This is a genomic window from Rhizobium sp. S96 (assembly GCF_030382195.1).
Lineage (GTDB): Bacteria > Pseudomonadota > Alphaproteobacteria > Rhizobiales > Rhizobiaceae > Rhizobium.
Genome location: NZ_JAUDRY010000012.1, coordinates 79,833 through 96,081, shown reverse-complemented (window position 1 = coordinate 96,081; position 16,249 = coordinate 79,833). Strand labels below are relative to the sequence as shown.

Below are 16,249 nucleotides of genomic sequence, written 5' to 3'. Positions count from 1 at the left end.
TTGCACGAAAATCGCAGTTGAAATACCAGTTTCGCAACAAAATCGAACAAGACGGCATACACGATGACAGACCTCAGACTTGCGCTCTACCAGCCCGATATTCCAGGAAATACCGGCACGATCCTGCGTCTTGCCGCATGCCTCGGTTTTGCCGTCGACATCATCGAGCCGGCCGGCTTCGACATTTCGGACCGCAACCTCAAACGCGCCGGCATGGACTACATCGCAACCGCCGCCCTCACACGCCACGTCTCCTGGAACCATTTCGAAACCTGGCTGCAATCCAGCGGGCGCCGGCTCGTGCTGGCCTCAACGAAGGCTTCCGGGCGCTACACCGATTTCGCCTTCCGTCCTGATGATGTTCTTCTCTTCGGCCGAGAAAGCGCCGGCGTCCCCGATCAGGTGCACGGCAGGGCGGATGCCCGGATATTGGTGCCGATGGTCGAGGGCCAGCGCTCGATCAACGTCGCCGTTTCGGCCGCGATGATCGTCGGAGAGGCAATGCGGCAAACCGTCTGGGGTTGACCTTCCGCCGCATCTCCACAAATGCCGGTCAGGCTCCACAATATGTCGCGCATGGCGTTGTGAATTCGCCAGACGGGCGTATAGTTTTTAGCCGAGCAATCAAATCAAACGGCGCAACAACGCAATTTCAATAACTTGGCTATGCCATAGATTCGAAGATTTGCTTCAGCGCAGGAAAGCCGGCAGGCAGGAAAAAGAAAAGACGGCATGGAATCGACAATCGTCATGATCAATCTGTTCGGCGCCGTGGCATTGCTGCTGTTCGGCCTCGCGCAGGTGAAGGATGGCGTTTCCCGGGCCTTTGGTGCGCGGCTGAGGACCGGGCTTGCCTCCGGCACGCGCAGCGGATTTCGCTCGTTCCTGTCCGGCTTTGTCGCAACCGTGGCCCTGCAGAGCTCCACCGCAACCGCGCTGATGGTCGCCTCCTTCGTCGAGCGTGAACTGGTCAAGCCGCGCATGGCCCAGATCGTGCTGCTCGGCGCCAATGTCGGGACGGCCGTGACGGCCTGGATCGTGGCAACAGGCATCGAGTGGCTGTCGCCGCTCGTCATCCTCGCCGGCATCGTACTCTACCGCAGCGGCTCGACGGCCCGCCAGGGCGGCGGCACGGCGCTGATCGGGATCGGGCTGATGCTGCTGTCCTTGCACCTGCTCAGCAGCGCAACCGAGCCGATGCGCCAGTCGCCGGCGCTGGCGGCCTTCATCGGGCTGCTCGACAATGCCTGGCCGGTGGCCCTGGCGTTTGCCGCCGGCATTGCCTTCGTGTCGTCCTCCAGCCTGGCGGCGGTCGTGCTTATCCTGTCGCTGGCCTCGACCGGCATCCTGTCGGCCGGGCTGATCATCGTGCTGGTGCTCGGCGCCAATCTCGGCGGCGCCATCCCGCCGGTCATCGCGTCGCTCTCAGGCCCGGCGTCCGCCAAGCGGGTGACGCTCGGCAACCTGATCGTTCGGGCAATCGGCTGCCTGATCGCCCTGCCGTTGGCTGGCTATGGCGCCGATCTGTTGGGCATGCTGCCGCTGAACCCCGCGAAGCTGCCGGTCGATGTTCACCTTGCCTTCAATTTGCTCCTGGCAGCACTTGCCTGGCCGTTCTCCCGCATCCTGTCTCGGCTGATGCTGCGGCTCGTTCCCGAGGACGCGGCACCGGACACCGGCCCGAAATATCTCGACCTCCACGAACTTTCGACGCCAGTCGTTGCCCTTGCCAGCGCCACCCGCGAAGTGCTCGGCGTCGGCGACCTGATCGAGCGGATGCTGCTGCGTGCCGCCACCGCCTTCGAGAAGAACGATCTGTCCAAGCTCGCCGAAATCCCGGCGCTGGAAAAACGCGTCGACAGCCTGCAGCAGGAGGTGAAGATCTACCTGTCCAAGCTCGGCCGCGGCGGCTTGAGCGAGGAAGACGGCAGGCGCTCGATCGTGATCATCGACTATGCGATCAACCTCGAGCATATCGGCGACATCATCGAAAAGGGCCTGCTGCCGCAGGTCGGCAAGAAGGTCTCGCTCGGCCTCAAGTTCTCAGACGACGGCTATGCCGAGCTGACCAAGCTCTTCCACCTGACGATCGACAACCTGCGCATCGCCCAGACGATCTTCGTCACCCGCGACTTCAATCTCGCAAAGCAGATCATGGAGGTGAAGGTCGAGGTTCGCCGCATGGAGAAGCAATCGTCCGAGCGCCACCTCGAGCGCCTGCGCGACGGTCGCGCCGACAGCCTGCAGACCAGCTCCCTGCATCTGGACATGCTGCGCGACCTCAAGCGCATCAACGCCCACATCGTCTCCGTCGCACACCCCATCCTCGACGAAAGCGGCCTGCTTATCGAAAGCCGCGTCCGCAAGGCGGCGGAATAGCTCTGATTAATCGGCGGATGGCAGGCGGCGCATTGTAAACTCGATCTGATCGCCGTCGAGCTGGCGCCAGCTCTCCACTTCGGTCCAGTAGGCGGCTTTCGGATATTCGTCGAACCATTCGCGCGCCTTGGCCCGGGCGTCGAGCAGAGCGAGACAATAGGTCTGCCGCACGAAGCGGTCGTTTTTCCGGGGCGTACCCTCGGCCCGATGAGTTGCAATCCTGCGCTTCAAGCCGTCAAAGGACGGAGGTCCTGGGATCTTCGTCATAAACCTTACCTCTACAGGAAAAGGTAATATCGAAAGTCGCTTTTTGCGAGTCGAATCTGAAGCAGGCTCAGACCGCGGCCGCTGTTGGCGATAACCCTGCGCAACTGCTATCAGGGGCGATAATGACGAAAGTACGAGTCGCGTCGGATGACGCACGCTCACCGGAGACGAGACGACATGGAAAGACCGGAACTGCCGATCGGGCTGCCCGAAGACATAGAAGACAAGAAGACCGCGGCCCGGACATGGTTCGAAGGTCTCCGGGATGCGATCTGCGCCTCTTTCGAAACGCTGGAAGATGAACTGGAAGGCCCGCTGTCGGACCGCCAGCCGGGACGTTTCGTCGCCAAGGACTGGCAGCGCGAAAACGGCGCCGGCGGTGGCGGCCGGATGTCGATGATGGAAGGCCGCGTCTTCGAAAAGGTCGGCGTGCATACGTCTACCGTCTTCGGCGAGTTCGCACCCGACCTTCGCGCCCAGATGCCTGGCGCCAAGGACGACCCGCGCTTTTGGGCATCCGGCATTTCGCTGATCGCCCATCCGGTCAACCCGAATGTTCCGGCCGTCCATATGAATACGCGCATGGTGGTCACTTCAAGTCGCTGGTTCGGTGGCGGCGCGGACCTCACCCCTGTTCTCGACCGGCGCCGAACGCAGGATGATGAGGATAGCAGGCTCTTCCACAAGGCGATGGAAATCGCCTGTCGCAGCCACTCCACTGTCGCCGACTATGCTGCCTACAAGACATGGTGCGACGAGTATTTCTTCCTGAAGCATCGCAACGAGCCCCGCGGCATCGGCGGCATCTTCTACGACTGGCTCCATTCGAGCGACGAAGCCGGCGGATGGGATGCCGATTTCGCCTTCACCCGCGACGTCGGTCGCGCCTTCTCCATGGTTTATCCACGGATTGTTCGCTCGAACTTCAATAAACAGTGGACAGACCAGGATCGTGAAGAACAATTGATTCGCCGTGGGCGCTATGTTGAGTTCAATCTCCTCTACGATCGTGGGACGATCTTCGGCCTGAAAACGGGCGGGAACGTGGAGTCCATCCTCTCATCCCTGCCCCCGACGGTTCGCTGGCCGTGATAGCGGAGGAGTGATCGAAAAAAGCGTTGAGAGGCTTTCAATTCTGCACATGGAATACTAATTTCAGAGGTGTTCGTACGTAACAATCGGAGGAGGATTGTCATGACGATACAGAGTGGATCGCCGGCATCGGCGGATGTCCAGGAGACATCCCGTCCAATCGGTGCACCGGAGTTCCTGCAGAGGCTTGCCGAAGAGCTGAGAGCAAAAAGCGGCTCCGACCTGCCCCTTTCCTGCTATATCGAACAGGTAAAGCTTCAACTGGCCGGAGGCAGGTCTCCGGAGGAGCTGGCGGGCTTGGTACGAGGACAGAATAACACCGCCAACAACGCCTGCTATCGCGCCTGGGCAATGCCCGAATAGCGCCGTCATCAAACCGGCCGGTGCGGCACCGGCCGGAACCTTCTCACCACTTCGAACATTCACCCATGGCGCGACAGCGTCATGAACTCGTTGAATTCAGGCAGGAGGAAGGAATGAGAGTTTTCGAATGTGGAACGCTCGTACCGGGTTGCAACTGGCATACCCGGGCCAATGATGATGCGGAAGTTGTCCGCCGCGCGGTCGAACACATGAAATCGGCACACGGCGAAACCATCATCCGCGAAAACATGGTCGACAACATCAAGGCGCGCATCCGCAACGAAGCGACGGCCGCCTGATTTACTTTACCAGTTGAGAAAGCCGGGCGAGCAGCGCCGCCCGGTCAGGAGCAAAATTCTCCTCGATCCACTGGTTTTCAAGGAGAGATAGGGTCTCGCCGACCCGCTTGCCTGCGGGAATTCCGGCGCCAAGCATGTCGCTTCCGCTCAGCGGAAAGGCTGGCTTCTCCCACCGCATGGCATGTTCCAGCAGCTTCCCGAGCCGCGCCGACCGTGCCATCTCGTTCATATCGCCTTCGACCTTGCCCCGGGCAACCGCCAGAGCCAGCTTCAGCCGGGTCGTTATCCCCTCGGCACCGTTGCGATAAAGCAGCCGGTCGAATGCCGCGGATGATATGTCGTCGCTGGGAGGCGTGACGCTCGACCAACGCTTGAAAAACTCCGCTTCGGCCCGCGAAAACTTCAGCCGGACAGCCATCTTCTCCAGCCGCTCGCCATCCGGCGGAACGATCGCCGCGAGCCGCAGCAGCGGATCAGGCTTCCATCCAAGTGCCTTTTCCGTCGTAATCAGCGATGGGATCGCATCGATGCCCCACTTTTCCGTCTCCGGCAGGATTTCCGTGAGCACCGCCACTTGGCGCATCCACAACAGCGCCCGTCCCGGATCCTCCGCGGCCAGAAGCTTCCGCATCTCCGACCAGATCCGTTCGGCGGAGAGCGTCTTGAGCTTCGAACGCGCGGCCGCGCAAGCGCGCAACCCGTCGGCATCAGGCCTCCCCGAGCCGTAATAGGCAAAGAAGCGGAAGAAGCGCAGGATCCTGAGATAATCCTCGGCAATCCGCGTCGCCGCATCGCCGATGAAGCGGATGTTGCGACGCTCGATGTCGGCAAGCCCGCCGACGAGATCGATCACGTCTCCCTTTTCATCGACGTAAAGGGCATTGATCGTCAGATCCCGCCTGTCGGCGTCCGTCTGCCAATCCGTGCTGAACGCAACCTTCGCCCGACGACCGTCCGTCTCCATGTCGGCCCTGAGCGTCGTCACCTCGAACGGCTTGCCGCCGATCACCAGCGTCACAGTTCCATGGTCGACACCCGTCGGAACAGCCTTGATTCCGGCCGCCTGCGCACGCTGGATGACCGTGTCCGGCGTCAACGTCGTTGCAACGTCGATATCGCTGACGGGCATCCCCATCAGGCTGTTGCGAACCGCCCCGCCGACAACCCGGCCCTCGCCACTATCCGCGTTCAGGAGTGCAAGAACGCGCCCGAGCGCCGGGTCCTTGAACCATGCCTCGTGAGCAAGGTTGGTCATGCATAAAGCCTTTCATAGAGCGTGCGAACAATGCCCGCGGTGATGCCCCAAATCGTGCGCGTTTCATAGGGCATGCTGTAGAAATGCCGATCGAGACCATCGACCGCCCGTCTGTTGCGGTTGTGGTTGGAAGGGTTCATCAGGAAGGACAGCGGCACCTCGAAGACATCAGCGACCTCATCGGGATTGAGCTTGAGCTCGAAGCCGCGATTGACGACGGCGAGGATCGGGGTGATCCGGAATCCTGTCGATGCCAGATAGTTGGGCAGCCGCCCCACCGTTTCGATGAAGGAACTCGCAAGCCCGATTTCCTCCTCGGCTTCCCTGATAGCAGCGTCCTCCGGCGTCTCCTCGGCGCCATCGATCTTGCCGCCCGGAAAGGCGATCTGCCCAGAGTGTTCGCGCAACGTCGAGGTGCGCTGCGTGAAGATCACGCGGGCATCGTCACCGTAGTCGACTACTGGCACCAGAACGGCGGCATCCCGCAGCTTGAACGTCTCGACCTTCGCAACGATATCGGGATTGAGAATATGGTCGCCGTGGTCACGCCAGGAGAGCTCGACCGGCCCGCCGCTTTGATGAAGCGCGCGACGGCGAAATTCTGAAGCGGAATAGAGAGCGCTGCGATTGCTCAACAGATCGGTCATCGGGATAGCAGGTCCAGTTCGTCGGCAGGCATGACGGTGAAGATCTCTCCGCCGGAGCGCACGCTAAACATCGCTACACCATCGACATCGCAAATTTCGCCAAGTTCGATGAGTTCGTACATGACGGCGCGAGAAACCAGAGCCTCGAGCCGGCCGCGCACATGCAGATAAGGTTTCAGCTCCTTGTTGTCGCCCTGGATCACGAAGCGGAGCGGATGCTCCGTTCCCGCCTCGACGACGTCGCCGACATTGGTGCGAAAGGTCAGCTGCCGTTCGCCGTCCTCGCCCGAGGCATTCATCTCCACCGCGACGAAGGGCGCATCGGCGATCCTGATGCCGACTTTTTCCACAGGAGTTACGAGGTAAGTCCTTCCATCGTCATCTTTTCTCAGCACCGTCGAAAACAGTCGCACCAGCGGTGCCCGACCGATCGGGGTACCCATGTAGAACCACGTACCGTCCGCGCGGATTTCCATATCGATATCGCCGCAGAAGGGCGGATTCCAACGGTCAACGGGGGGAAGACCGCGCTTCCCGCTGCCGGTATCGCCCGCGGCGCGCGCGATCAACGCGGCCAAATCCGCTGCATCCGTCGTCGCCTTGATATCCTCGGCTGCCATTCTTCCGTCCCGGTTTACGCTTAACCCAGTATCGTCACGAGATAGTCATTCGAAACGAACTTGTCAGCCCGCAACATCTTCATAACTCTATCGGGTATGAGGCACACGTGTAAGTCCGCCGATTCGCGACGAATGATGTCAGCCGCTGGAGATGCCTGATGGGTATGATGAAGACTGAAGCCCCCCTCGATGAAAAGGCGATCGTCGCCGCAGCAGAGAAAGCGCTTGCCGATATCGCCGCCGTCCGGGCAGAGGTCTCCAAGGTGATCTTCGGCCAGGAGAGCGTTGTCGAGAATACGCTCCTCGCCGTCCTTTCCGGCGGCCATGCACTTCTGGTCGGCGTGCCGGGCCTGGCAAAGACCAAGCTCGTCACGACGCTTGGCGAGGTGCTCGGCCTCGGCGCAAACCGCATCCAGTTCACCCCCGACCTGATGCCCTCGGATATTCTCGGTTCCGAGGTGATGGACCAGGATGACAGCGGCCGCCGCTCCTTCCGCTTCGTCAAGGGACCGGTCTTCGCCCAGTTGCTGATGGCAGACGAAATCAACCGTGCCTCGCCGCGCACGCAGTCGGCCCTGCTGCAGTCGATGCAGGAGTACCACATCACGGTTGCCGGCCAGCGCTACGACCTGCCGACGCCGTTCCATGTGCTGGCGACGCAGAACCCGCTGGAGCAGGAAGGCACCTACCCGCTGCCCGAAGCCCAGCTCGACCGCTTCCTGCTGCAGGTCGACGTTCACTATCCCGAGCTTGCCGCCGAGCGACAGATCCTGCTCGAGACGACCGGTCTCAGCGAGACGAAGCCGGAAACCGTGCTGAGCGCCGAGCGTTTGATCGAGATCCAGACCCTGATCCGCCAGATGCCGGTGAGCGACAAGGTGGTCGATGCCATCCTGGCGCTCGTTCGCTCGGCACGTCCCGGCCAGGGCAACGCCTCGACCGACAAGAATGTCGCCTGGGGCCCCGGCCCGCGTGCCGGCCAGGCGATGATGCTGTGCGCCCGCGCCCGCGCGCTCTACGAGGGCCGCCTCGCGCCGTCGCTCGACGATGTCCACGCGCTCGCCGAGCCGATCTTGCAGCACCGCATGGCGCTGACCTTCGCGGCTCGCGCGGAGGGCATGTCCGTTCGCGATGTCATCGGTGGATTGGTCAAGCAGGCCAAGGGATAAGGAAGCCTCACGCGTGGCATCTATCGGACAGATCGTCAATCCGACCTCAGGCAGCGATGCGCTTGCGCGTGCAAGGCAGCGCGCCAGTTTGGTGCCGGATTGTCTGGTGGAGGCCAAGCGTATCGCCAACACGGTGATCGCCGGCTGGCACGGCCGCCGCAAGCGCGGCATCGGCGAGAATTTCTGGCAGTTTCGCCCCTATACCGAGGGTGAAAGCCTGGCGCGCATCGACTGGCGCAGATCCGCTCGCGACGACCATACCTACATTCGCGATCGCGAATGGGAAGCGGCCCACACGATATGGCTGTGGGCCGACATGTCGCCGTCGATGATGTACAAATCCACGTTCGGCACCGTCTCGAAGGAAAGCCGCGCACTGGTCATCATGCTGGCGCTTGCCGAGATCCTGTCCCGCTCCGGCGAACGCGTCGGCTGCCCAGGCGTGATGGAGCCGATTTCGGCGCGCAATGCCGCCGAGCGACTCGCCGCGGCATTGATGCATGCGCCCTTCACCGGCGGACTGCCGGAAACCTCGATGATCCGCGGCTGGAGCGATCTCGTGCTGATCGGTGACTTTTTCGATGACGCGCAGGCTGTCATGGCGCGCCTCAGCCCGCTGGCGCGGCGCGGTCTGCGCGGTCACGTCATCGAAGTCGCGGACCCGGCCGAAGAACTGTTTCCCTATAGCGGACGAACCGAATTCAGCGACCCGGAGACCGGCCTCAAGCTCACCTCCGGCCGTGCCGAAAATGTTCGCGATGCCTACACCCGCGCCTATCTCGCCCGACGCGACGATCTCGGCCAGGCGCTGCGCCATCTCGGCTGGACATTCATAAGCCATCGCACGGATCATCTTGCGTCGGAGGCGCTGGTGGCTGTCCACATGTACCTCTCCGGCATGCCGGCTAAGGCCACGCACGGAGGGCAGCTATGAACGCCCTTCCCTTCGCATTCGCCTATCCCGCCATCCTGGGTGCTCTTGTAGCACTTCCCGTCATCTGGTGGCTGCTGCGGCTGACGCCACCACGTCCGAAGGCGGAGGTTTTTCCACCGCTGAAGATCCTCGCAACCGTGCTGAAGCGCGAGGAAACGCCAGCCCAAAGCCCGTGGTGGCTGACGCTGCTTCGCATGCTGATCGCAACCGCGGTGATCCTCGCCATCGCCGATCCCGTGTTCAATCCGCGCACCGGCACGCTCGCCTCTGGCGGTCCGCTGGTGCTCTTCGTCGACAACGGCTGGGCGACCTCCCCCGACTGGGAGCGTCGCGTCAAGACCGCCGATGCGCTGATTGATGACGCCGAGGCGGCGGGCACGCCCGTCGCGATCGCGTTTACCGCGGACCAGACCAACGACGCCGTGCCGGGCACTGCCCAGGCCGCCCGAGACAAGCTGCGCGCTGCCGAACCGGCACCACTCGTGCCCGATCGCCAGCGCGCCTTCGACGCGCTGCGTGCTGCCCTGAACGGTGTCCATCCCGGTACGCTCGCCTTCCTGTCGGACGGTGCAGCCTCAAAGGACAACGACACGATCGTTCGCCAGCTCTCGGATCTGCAACCGGCGCAATTGCGGCTGATCACCGGCGACACCTCGGGCATCGTGGCCATCACATCGGCGGCCAACGCAGCGGACTCGATGAATGTGAAACTGACCAGGCTCGATGGTTCAAAGCCGGCCTCGTTCGCTCTTAGCGCATTGGATACGCAAGGCCGCGCCATTGCCAATGGCAGCGCAGATTTCGGATCCGGCCAGACCGTCGCCACGAGCTCGGTCTCGGCGCCGTTCGAAATGCGCAATGACTTTGCCCGCATTTCGGTGACCAACGCCGGAACGGCCGCATCCGTTCATCTGCTTGACGATGCGTTCAAGCGGCGTCGTGTCGTGTTACTGTCCGGTGAGAGCGCCGATAACTTCCAGCCGCTTCTGTCGCCGCTGTACTATATCCAGCGCGCGCTTCAGCCATATGCGGATCTCATCCAGCCGACGGATTCCGACCTCGCGGTCGCCATTCCGAAGCTCCTCGCAAATAATCCCTCCGTCATCGTCATGGCCGACATCGGGCGGTTGCCGGAGGAGACCTATGAACCGCTGAAGCGCTGGATATCGAACGGCGGTATGCTATTGCGCTTCGCCGGTTCGCGCATGGCGGCAGCCCCGGCGGACGATCCGCTGATACCGGTCATTCTGCGACAGGGCGAACGCGCGTTGGGCGGCACGCTCTCCTGGAGCGAACCGCAATCGCTCGCCGAATTTCCGGCCTTCGGTCCCTTTGCCGGCATCCCGCGCCCGACCGATGTGACCGTCAAGCGCCAAGTCCTCGCGGAACCGACGCCCGACCTGGCTGAACGGACATGGGCGAGCCTTTCGGACGGGACACCGCTGGTCACCGTCAAGCCGATTGATGCCGGACAGATCGTCCTGTTCCATGTCACGGCCGAAGCCACATGGTCTGATCTCCCGATTTCCGGTACCTTCGTCGATATGCTGCGCAGGCTCGTACAGATGTCCCGCTCCGGCGGCGTAACGTCGGAAGCCGCGAAGGGTCTTCGCGTGTCGGAAGCATTGCCACCGTTCCGGATGCTCACCGCAAACGGTGCGTTGTCGACCGAAACCGGCTCAGCGCGCCCATTGTTGCCGAACGCGAAAACCGAACCTGTTGCCGGTTTCGACAACCCGCCCGGGCTGTACGGCTCCGAAGACGGCTTCGTATCGCTGAACGTGCTCCCGACGGGCGCGGAGCTCAAGCCACTGGATACACAGGGAGCCAACGTCATTCGCGAGGGCTTGATCGGCGGCGAGAGCTGGTCCGCCAAACCCTCGCTCTTCCTGGCGGCTTTCCTGCTCTTGCTTCTGGATGGTTTCATCATGCTGGTCATGAACAATGGATTGCCGCGCATGCGCCGGACCGCCGGAGCGGCAGCCATCCTGCTTGCCGTCATGGCAGCATTCTTCGTGCAGCCAGGCGAACTGCGCGCCAACGACTCGCAACCTGGCGACGACGTCATCCTGCAGCGACTAGACAACACCCACCTGGCCTATGTCGTGACCGGCGAACCCGATGTCGACAAGATGTCCGAACGCGGACTTGAAGGGCTGACCGAGTTCTTGACCTACCGCACCACGCTCGAGCCGGGGGCACCCGTCGGCCTCGACCCCGCCAAGGATGAGCTGGCCTTCTATCCGATCATCTACTGGCCGGTTTCCGCCACGGCGCCGATGCCATCGGCAGCCGCAATCAACCGGATCGACGCCTATATGCGCGACGGCGGTACGGTGCTCTTCGACACCCGCGATCAGTTCGACGGCGTCGGAACCAACGACAATGGCGGCACCAGTGCGAATAGTGCGCGCCTGCGCGAGATTCTCGCCAATCTCGATATTCCGCCACTGGAGCCGGTACCGTCGGACCACGTTCTGACGAAGTCGTTCTATCTCCTTTCCAGCTTTCCAGGCCGGTACGCCGGCGGCCCTCTCTGGATCGAAGCACGACAGGACAATCGCAGTGCGAACGCGAAATCCGCGGGCGCCGCCGATGGTGTCTCCCCGATCCTCATTACCAGCAACGACTTCGCAGGGGCCTGGGCCGTCGATGAAAGCGGACAGCCGCTGCTTCCGACCATCCCGCCGGATGAAACCCAGCGCGAATACGCCTACCGCAGTGGCGTCAACATCATGATGTATATGCTCACCGGCAACTACAAGACGGATCAGGTCCACGTCCCGGCCCTGCTGGAACGGCTGGGGCAATGATATGACGCTTGATTTTCATCCTTTCCTGCCCTGGCCGCTATTGGCCGCACTTGCGCTCGTAGCCGCGCTGATCGGCGCCTTTGCCGTCTGGCGCCGCATGCGCGGAGCCTGGGTCCGCCTCGCCGCGGCCTGTGCCCTGCTTGCCGCGCTCGCCAATCCTGTCCTGCTGCAGGAGGACCGCGAACAATTGTCGACGGTCGTGCCCGTCATCGTCGACCGCAGTCAGAGCCAGCAAACACCCGAGCGCATCAAGATGACCGACGAGGCGCTGGCGCAACTGAAGGAGCAGGTCGCCCGCTTTCCGCAGATCGAGCCGCGTTTCGTCGATGTGAACGAAGAACGGAATTCTGACGCTCCCGCCACCCGCCTGTTCAACGCGCTCTCGGCCGCCATCGCAGACGTTCCGCCCGCCCGCATCGGCGGCGCGATCATGCTGACCGACGGCGAGGTTCATGACGTCCCCGGCGTCAACCAGGCGCTTGCCTTCGACGCTCCCATACACGGTCTGATCACCGGCAAGGCAAATGAGTTCGACCGCCGCATCGAAGTCGTCAAGGCGCCGCGCTTCGGCATCGTCAACGAGGAACAGCAACTGGTGCTGCGCGTCTTCGACGATGGCCCAGGCCCCGGAGGCACCGCCGACGTCACGGTCAAGCTCAACGGAAACGAGATTGCCACCCTGCAGGCGACGCCCGGGCAGGACACGCCCTTCTCCTTCAAGGTCGAGCGTGGCGGCAGCAATGTTTTAGAGTTTTCGGTCGCAGCCGTTCCCGGCGAGGTCACGGACGCGAACAACCGCGCCGTTCACGTCATCGACGGCATTCGCGAGAACCTGCGCGTTCTTCTGGTGTCCGGGGAGCCGCATGCCGGCGAGCGCGCCTGGCGCAACCTGTTGAAGTCAGATGCCGCCGTCGACCTCGTCCACTTCACCATCCTGCGCCCACCGGAAAAGCAGGACGGAACGCCGATCAACGAACTCTCGCTGATCGCCTTCCCGACGCGCGAGCTGTTTGTCGACAAGATCAAGGACTTCGACCTGATCATCTTCGACCGCTACCAGCATCGCGGCGTCCTGCCGATCCTCTATTACGACTACATCGCGCAGTATGTTGAAAACGGCGGTGCGCTGCTGATCGCAGCCGGCCCCGAACATGCCGGGCAGGATTCGATTGCGTTGACACCGCTCTCCTCCGTCTTGCCTGCCGCGCCGACCGGCCAGATGATCGAGAAGGCCTTTTATCCCCGCCTTTCCGAGGAAGGCCGCAAGCACCCGGTCACACGAGGCCTCGACGGCTCGGCCGACGAGCCGCCGCATTGGGGCCGCTGGTTCCGCAGCGTCGATGTCGAGCCGCCGCAAGGCCAGACCGTGATGGTGGGCGCCGACAATCATCCGCTGCTGGTGCTCAACCGAGCCGGACAGGGCCGTGTCGCAATGCTGCTTTCCGACCAGGGTTGGCTCTGGGCGCGCGGCTTTGAGGGCGGCGGCCCCCACGTCTCCCTCTACCGTCGCATAGCGCACTGGCTGATGAAGGAGCCGGCGCTGGAAGAAGAGGCGCTGACGGCGCGCGCTTCAGGCCGCACGCTTGAGATCACTCGCCAGACCATCGGCGACAATCCCGGCAACGCGACCGTACGCTATCCGTCCGGCCGGATGGAGACCCTCCCGCTCACGCAAGCCGAGCCTGGCCTCTACAAGGCCGAGAAGAGGATGGACGAAATCGGGCTGTTCGAGATCCACAATGGCGACCTGACGACACTGGTCCATATCGGTGCTGTGGATGCGCCTGAATTCAAGGCGATGATCTCGACCACAAACAATCTGAAGCCGATCACTGACAAGACCAAGGGCCTGATCGCCCGCGTCTCCACCACCAGCGGTGCGATCGAAGTCCCGCCGATTCTGCCGGTCCGCGGCCAGATCCGCGCCGCGGACGACCAGCGTATGCAGATCCGCCTGACCAACGAGACAGTGCTGAAGGGCATCAACACCCTGCCGCTCTTCGCGGGCTTTGCGGGCGTCGGCGTCCTGCTGCTGGCCTTTGGTGCGATGTGGTGGCGCGAAGGTCGATGACGCCATGACGATGATCGAAGTCACCAGTTCGCCCCTGCCCGACGATCTGGCGGTGATCGGAGACGGCTTGTCAGCCTTCAATACTGCCGACGTAGGACCGGCTGGGCGCCAAGTGCTGACCGTGCTTATCCGCGATACCGACGGAAACGTGACAGGCGGGCTCTCAGGCTACACGGCCTGGGGCTGGCTGTTCACGCAGTGGCTCTACATTCCCGATCAGCAGCGCGGCAAGGGAATGGCCGGCCTGATCCTCGCCAGCGCCGAGGACGAGGCGACGGCCCGCGGTTGCCATGGCGCATGGATCGACACGTTCAATCCCCAGGCGCTCCGCGCTTACCTCAAGCAGGGATACGAGATCTTTGGCGAACTTCCCGACTTTCCCGCCGGTCGCACCCGCACGTTCCTGCGCAAGAAACTCGGCCAGTCCTGAGTCTCAGCGCCGCCATGCGAACTCCGCCGGCATCAGCAAGATCGTGACGCGATAATGCCGCTGAGGATGAAATCAATGCCGGCGAGAAAATCCGCCCGATCATCATGATCAGGCAATTGCGCCGCCACACTCTGCGTGAACGGATACTCGACCGGATCCAGTCTGGACCAGGCGGATGACATTTCGCCAAGGAAATCGGACCGATCGAGGTTGCGGACCCGAGCCAACTGCGCGTTGGCCGCGTTTTGCCCACTGACACCGAGAATGTAGCTCAACAGCGCTGATACAGCGGCCCACTGCGCGTGATCAGGCACGCCGAGCGCGCGAATCTGCTGACCGATACGCTCAAGAATCCGCACCGTTGGCAATTGCCCTGCAGCGCGCGCAAGCGTCGCACCGACCCACGGATGAGCGTCGATCGCATCGAACATATCCAGCGCGAGTGCCCGGATCGCCGCCTCCGGGACGGCCTTCTCCGGCAGGGCGCCCAGCGGCCGGGCAACCACCGCGTCGCATGCGGCAATCAGCAAATCATTCTTGTTGTCGATATGCCAGTAGATTGCCCCCGCCCCGGTTTCGAGCCGTTCGGACAGCGCTTTGAACGTGAGGGCGCCCTCACCGCTGCTGTCCAGAAGTGCGATCGCCGTTTCCACGATGCGGTCCCGGGAAAGCGAGTCTTCCCGCCGTTGCTTGCCATGAGCCGTTTTGATCATGCCTGATCTTGACATGAATGGAACGACATTCCAACTATGGAATGACATTCCATTCATGAAGGAAGTAGAATGAGGACGCCAATCTCGATTATCGGAGCCGGTCTCGGCGGTTTGATGCTTGCCCGCATTCTCCACGTTCACGGCATCGCTGCGACCGTCTACGAGGCGGAAGTATCCGCAGACGCGCGTACGCAGGGCGGGATGCTCGATATACACGAGTACAACGGCCAAGCCGCGCTGAAGGAAGCCGGTCTGTTCGAGCACTTCCTAGGGATCATACATCCTGGCGGGCAAGCGTCGCGCGTACTCGACAAGAACGGCATCGTCCTGCTGGACGACCACGACGACGGCACGGGCGGTCGCCCCGAGGTACACCGGGGAGACCTACGCCGCATCCTCCTGAAGGCTCTTCCAGCCGACACCGTCCGCTGGGGAAGCAAGCTCATCGAGGCGTCGCCTCTCGGCGGTGGGCAGCACGCTCTGAGCTTTGCCGACGGCTCGACGGTCATGACGGATCTCCTCGTGGGTGCCGACGGCGCCTGGTCGAAGGTTCGTCCGCTTCTCTCCGAGGCAAGACCTGCCTATACCGGCACCTCGTTCATAGAAACATACCTGTTCGACAGCGACACGAGGCACAAGGCGAGTGCGAAGGCAGTCGGTGGCGGCGCGATGTATGCCCTGGCACCGGGAAAAGGCATCACGGCCCACCGCGAGCATGACGGTGTGCTGCACACCTACGTGCAATTGAACAGGCCGCAGGAGTGGTTCACCCAGATCGACTTTTCCAACCGGCTGACGGCCCTGGCGCGGATCGCGGAGGAGTTCCCCGGCTGGGCGCGCGAACTGACCGCCCTCATTACCGATGGGGAGACCGACCCGGCGCTTCGCCCGATCCATGCACTACCGAGCGACCACAAATGGGACCGGGTACCGGGAGTAACCCTGCTCGGTGACGCCGCGCATCTGATGTCGCCCTCTGGCGAAGGCGCGAATCTCGCCATGTTCGACGCCGCCGAACTCGGCAAGGCGATCGCCGCCCATCCGGGCGATGTTGAAGCAGCGCTGACGGCGTATGAGGCAAACCTCTTTGTTCGCAGCGCGGCTGAAGCCGCGGAGTCGGCGGAGATCCTCAAGATGTGCCTCGGACCCCAAGCGCCACACAGTCTGGTCGCCTTCTTCAGTGCCAAGAAAGCCTGA

At 62.7% G+C, this 16,249-nt stretch carries 16 protein-coding genes; 11 read left to right on the top strand and 5 right to left on the bottom strand.

The annotated features are described in order from the left end of the window. Positions 1–63 precede the first annotated feature (63 nt). On the top strand, positions 64–525 hold the full coding sequence (locus QTL94_RS15265; protein WP_289802450.1) for a tRNA (cytidine(34)-2'-O)-methyltransferase: 462 nt from the start codon (positions 64–66) through the stop codon (positions 523–525). Between the two features lie 207 nt (positions 526–732). Continuing rightward, a complete protein-coding gene (locus QTL94_RS15260) occupies positions 733–2,379 on the top strand; it encodes a Na/Pi cotransporter family protein (protein ID WP_289802449.1) in 1,647 nt (548 codons plus the stop codon). A gap of 6 nt (positions 2,380–2,385) precedes the next feature. Here QTL94_RS15260 and QTL94_RS15255 read toward each other — a convergent pair whose 3' ends face one another. Next, positions 2,386–2,646 carry a hypothetical protein gene (locus QTL94_RS15255; RefSeq protein ID WP_037058665.1) on the bottom strand — a complete coding sequence of 87 codons (261 nt, stop codon included), beginning with the start codon at positions 2,644–2,646 and terminating at the stop codon, positions 2,386–2,388. 177 nt (positions 2,647–2,823) lie between these two features. Between QTL94_RS15255 and hemF the strand changes: the two genes are divergently transcribed. The 3 genes from hemF (at position 2,824) to QTL94_RS15240 (ending at position 4,400) form a co-directional block, all read left to right on the top strand. Further along, the gene (gene hemF / locus QTL94_RS15250) at positions 2,824–3,738 is read left to right on the top strand and encodes an oxygen-dependent coproporphyrinogen oxidase (RefSeq protein WP_065690941.1); all 915 of its coding nucleotides are present in this window, start codon (positions 2,824–2,826) and stop codon (positions 3,736–3,738) included. A 102-nt stretch (positions 3,739–3,840) separates the two neighbouring features. Further along, complete coding sequence (locus QTL94_RS15245) at positions 3,841–4,101, top strand: hypothetical protein (RefSeq protein WP_065690940.1); 261 nt, start codon at positions 3,841–3,843, stop codon at positions 4,099–4,101. 113 nt (positions 4,102–4,214) lie between these two features. Next, positions 4,215–4,400 (top strand): DUF1059 domain-containing protein, encoded by a 186-nt coding sequence (locus tag QTL94_RS15240; protein WP_289802448.1) that lies wholly within the window; start codon positions 4,215–4,217, stop codon positions 4,398–4,400. Position 4,401: 1 nt separating this feature from the next. Here QTL94_RS15240 and QTL94_RS15235 read toward each other — a convergent pair whose 3' ends face one another. Genes QTL94_RS15235 through QTL94_RS15225 form a run of 3 tightly spaced genes read right to left on the bottom strand, consistent with a single transcriptional unit; the run spans position 4,402 to position 6,922 of the window. After that, entirely contained in the window at positions 4,402–5,655 is a 1,254-nt protein-coding gene (locus tag QTL94_RS15235) for a CCA tRNA nucleotidyltransferase (RefSeq protein ID WP_065690938.1), read from the bottom strand. Beyond that, positions 5,652–6,302: a CoA pyrophosphatase gene (locus QTL94_RS15230; RefSeq protein WP_065690937.1), complete on the bottom strand. Its 651-nt coding sequence runs from the start codon at positions 6,300–6,302 to the stop codon at positions 5,652–5,654. The genes QTL94_RS15235 and QTL94_RS15230 overlap by 4 nt, the downstream gene beginning before the upstream one ends. Beyond that, a complete protein-coding gene (locus QTL94_RS15225) occupies positions 6,299–6,922 on the bottom strand; it encodes a DUF1285 domain-containing protein (RefSeq protein WP_289802447.1) in 624 nt (207 codons plus the stop codon). Before QTL94_RS15225 ends, QTL94_RS15230 begins: the two co-directional genes overlap by 4 nt. 158 nt (positions 6,923–7,080) lie before the next feature. On the opposite strand from QTL94_RS15225, the gene QTL94_RS15220 reads away from it, so the two are divergent. Genes QTL94_RS15220 through QTL94_RS15200 form a run of 5 tightly spaced genes read left to right on the top strand, consistent with a single transcriptional unit; the run spans position 7,081 to position 14,339 of the window. After that, on the top strand, positions 7,081–8,091 hold the full coding sequence (locus QTL94_RS15220; protein WP_065690935.1) for an AAA family ATPase: 1,011 nt from the start codon (positions 7,081–7,083) through the stop codon (positions 8,089–8,091). Positions 8,092–8,104: 13 nt separating this feature from the next. Next, positions 8,105–9,025, top strand: coding sequence for a DUF58 domain-containing protein (locus QTL94_RS15215; RefSeq protein WP_289802446.1), 921 nt, complete (start codon positions 8,105–8,107; stop codon positions 9,023–9,025). Then, positions 9,022–11,838, top strand: a complete 2,817-nt coding sequence (locus tag QTL94_RS15210) for a DUF4159 domain-containing protein (RefSeq protein WP_065690933.1) — start codon at positions 9,022–9,024, stop codon at positions 11,836–11,838. Before QTL94_RS15215 ends, QTL94_RS15210 begins: the two co-directional genes overlap by 4 nt. A gap of 1 nt (position 11,839) precedes the next feature. Next, on the top strand, positions 11,840–13,909 hold the full coding sequence (locus QTL94_RS15205; protein WP_065690932.1) for a hypothetical protein: 2,070 nt from the start codon (positions 11,840–11,842) through the stop codon (positions 13,907–13,909). Between the two features lie 4 nt (positions 13,910–13,913). Beyond that, the gene (locus tag QTL94_RS15200; RefSeq protein ID WP_065690931.1) at positions 13,914–14,339 is read left to right on the top strand and encodes a GNAT family N-acetyltransferase; all 426 of its coding nucleotides are present in this window, start codon (positions 13,914–13,916) and stop codon (positions 14,337–14,339) included. Positions 14,340–14,371: 32 nt separating this feature from the next. On the opposite strand, the gene QTL94_RS15195 is transcribed toward QTL94_RS15200, so the two are convergent. After that, complete coding sequence (locus QTL94_RS15195; RefSeq protein WP_289802445.1) at positions 14,372–14,992, bottom strand: TetR/AcrR family transcriptional regulator; 621 nt, start codon at positions 14,990–14,992, stop codon at positions 14,372–14,374. A 129-nt stretch (positions 14,993–15,121) separates the two neighbouring features. Here QTL94_RS15195 and QTL94_RS15190 point away from each other — a divergent pair, with 129 nt between their 5' ends. Next, positions 15,122–16,249 (top strand): FAD-dependent oxidoreductase, encoded by a 1,128-nt coding sequence (locus tag QTL94_RS15190; RefSeq protein ID WP_289802444.1) that lies wholly within the window; start codon positions 15,122–15,124, stop codon positions 16,247–16,249.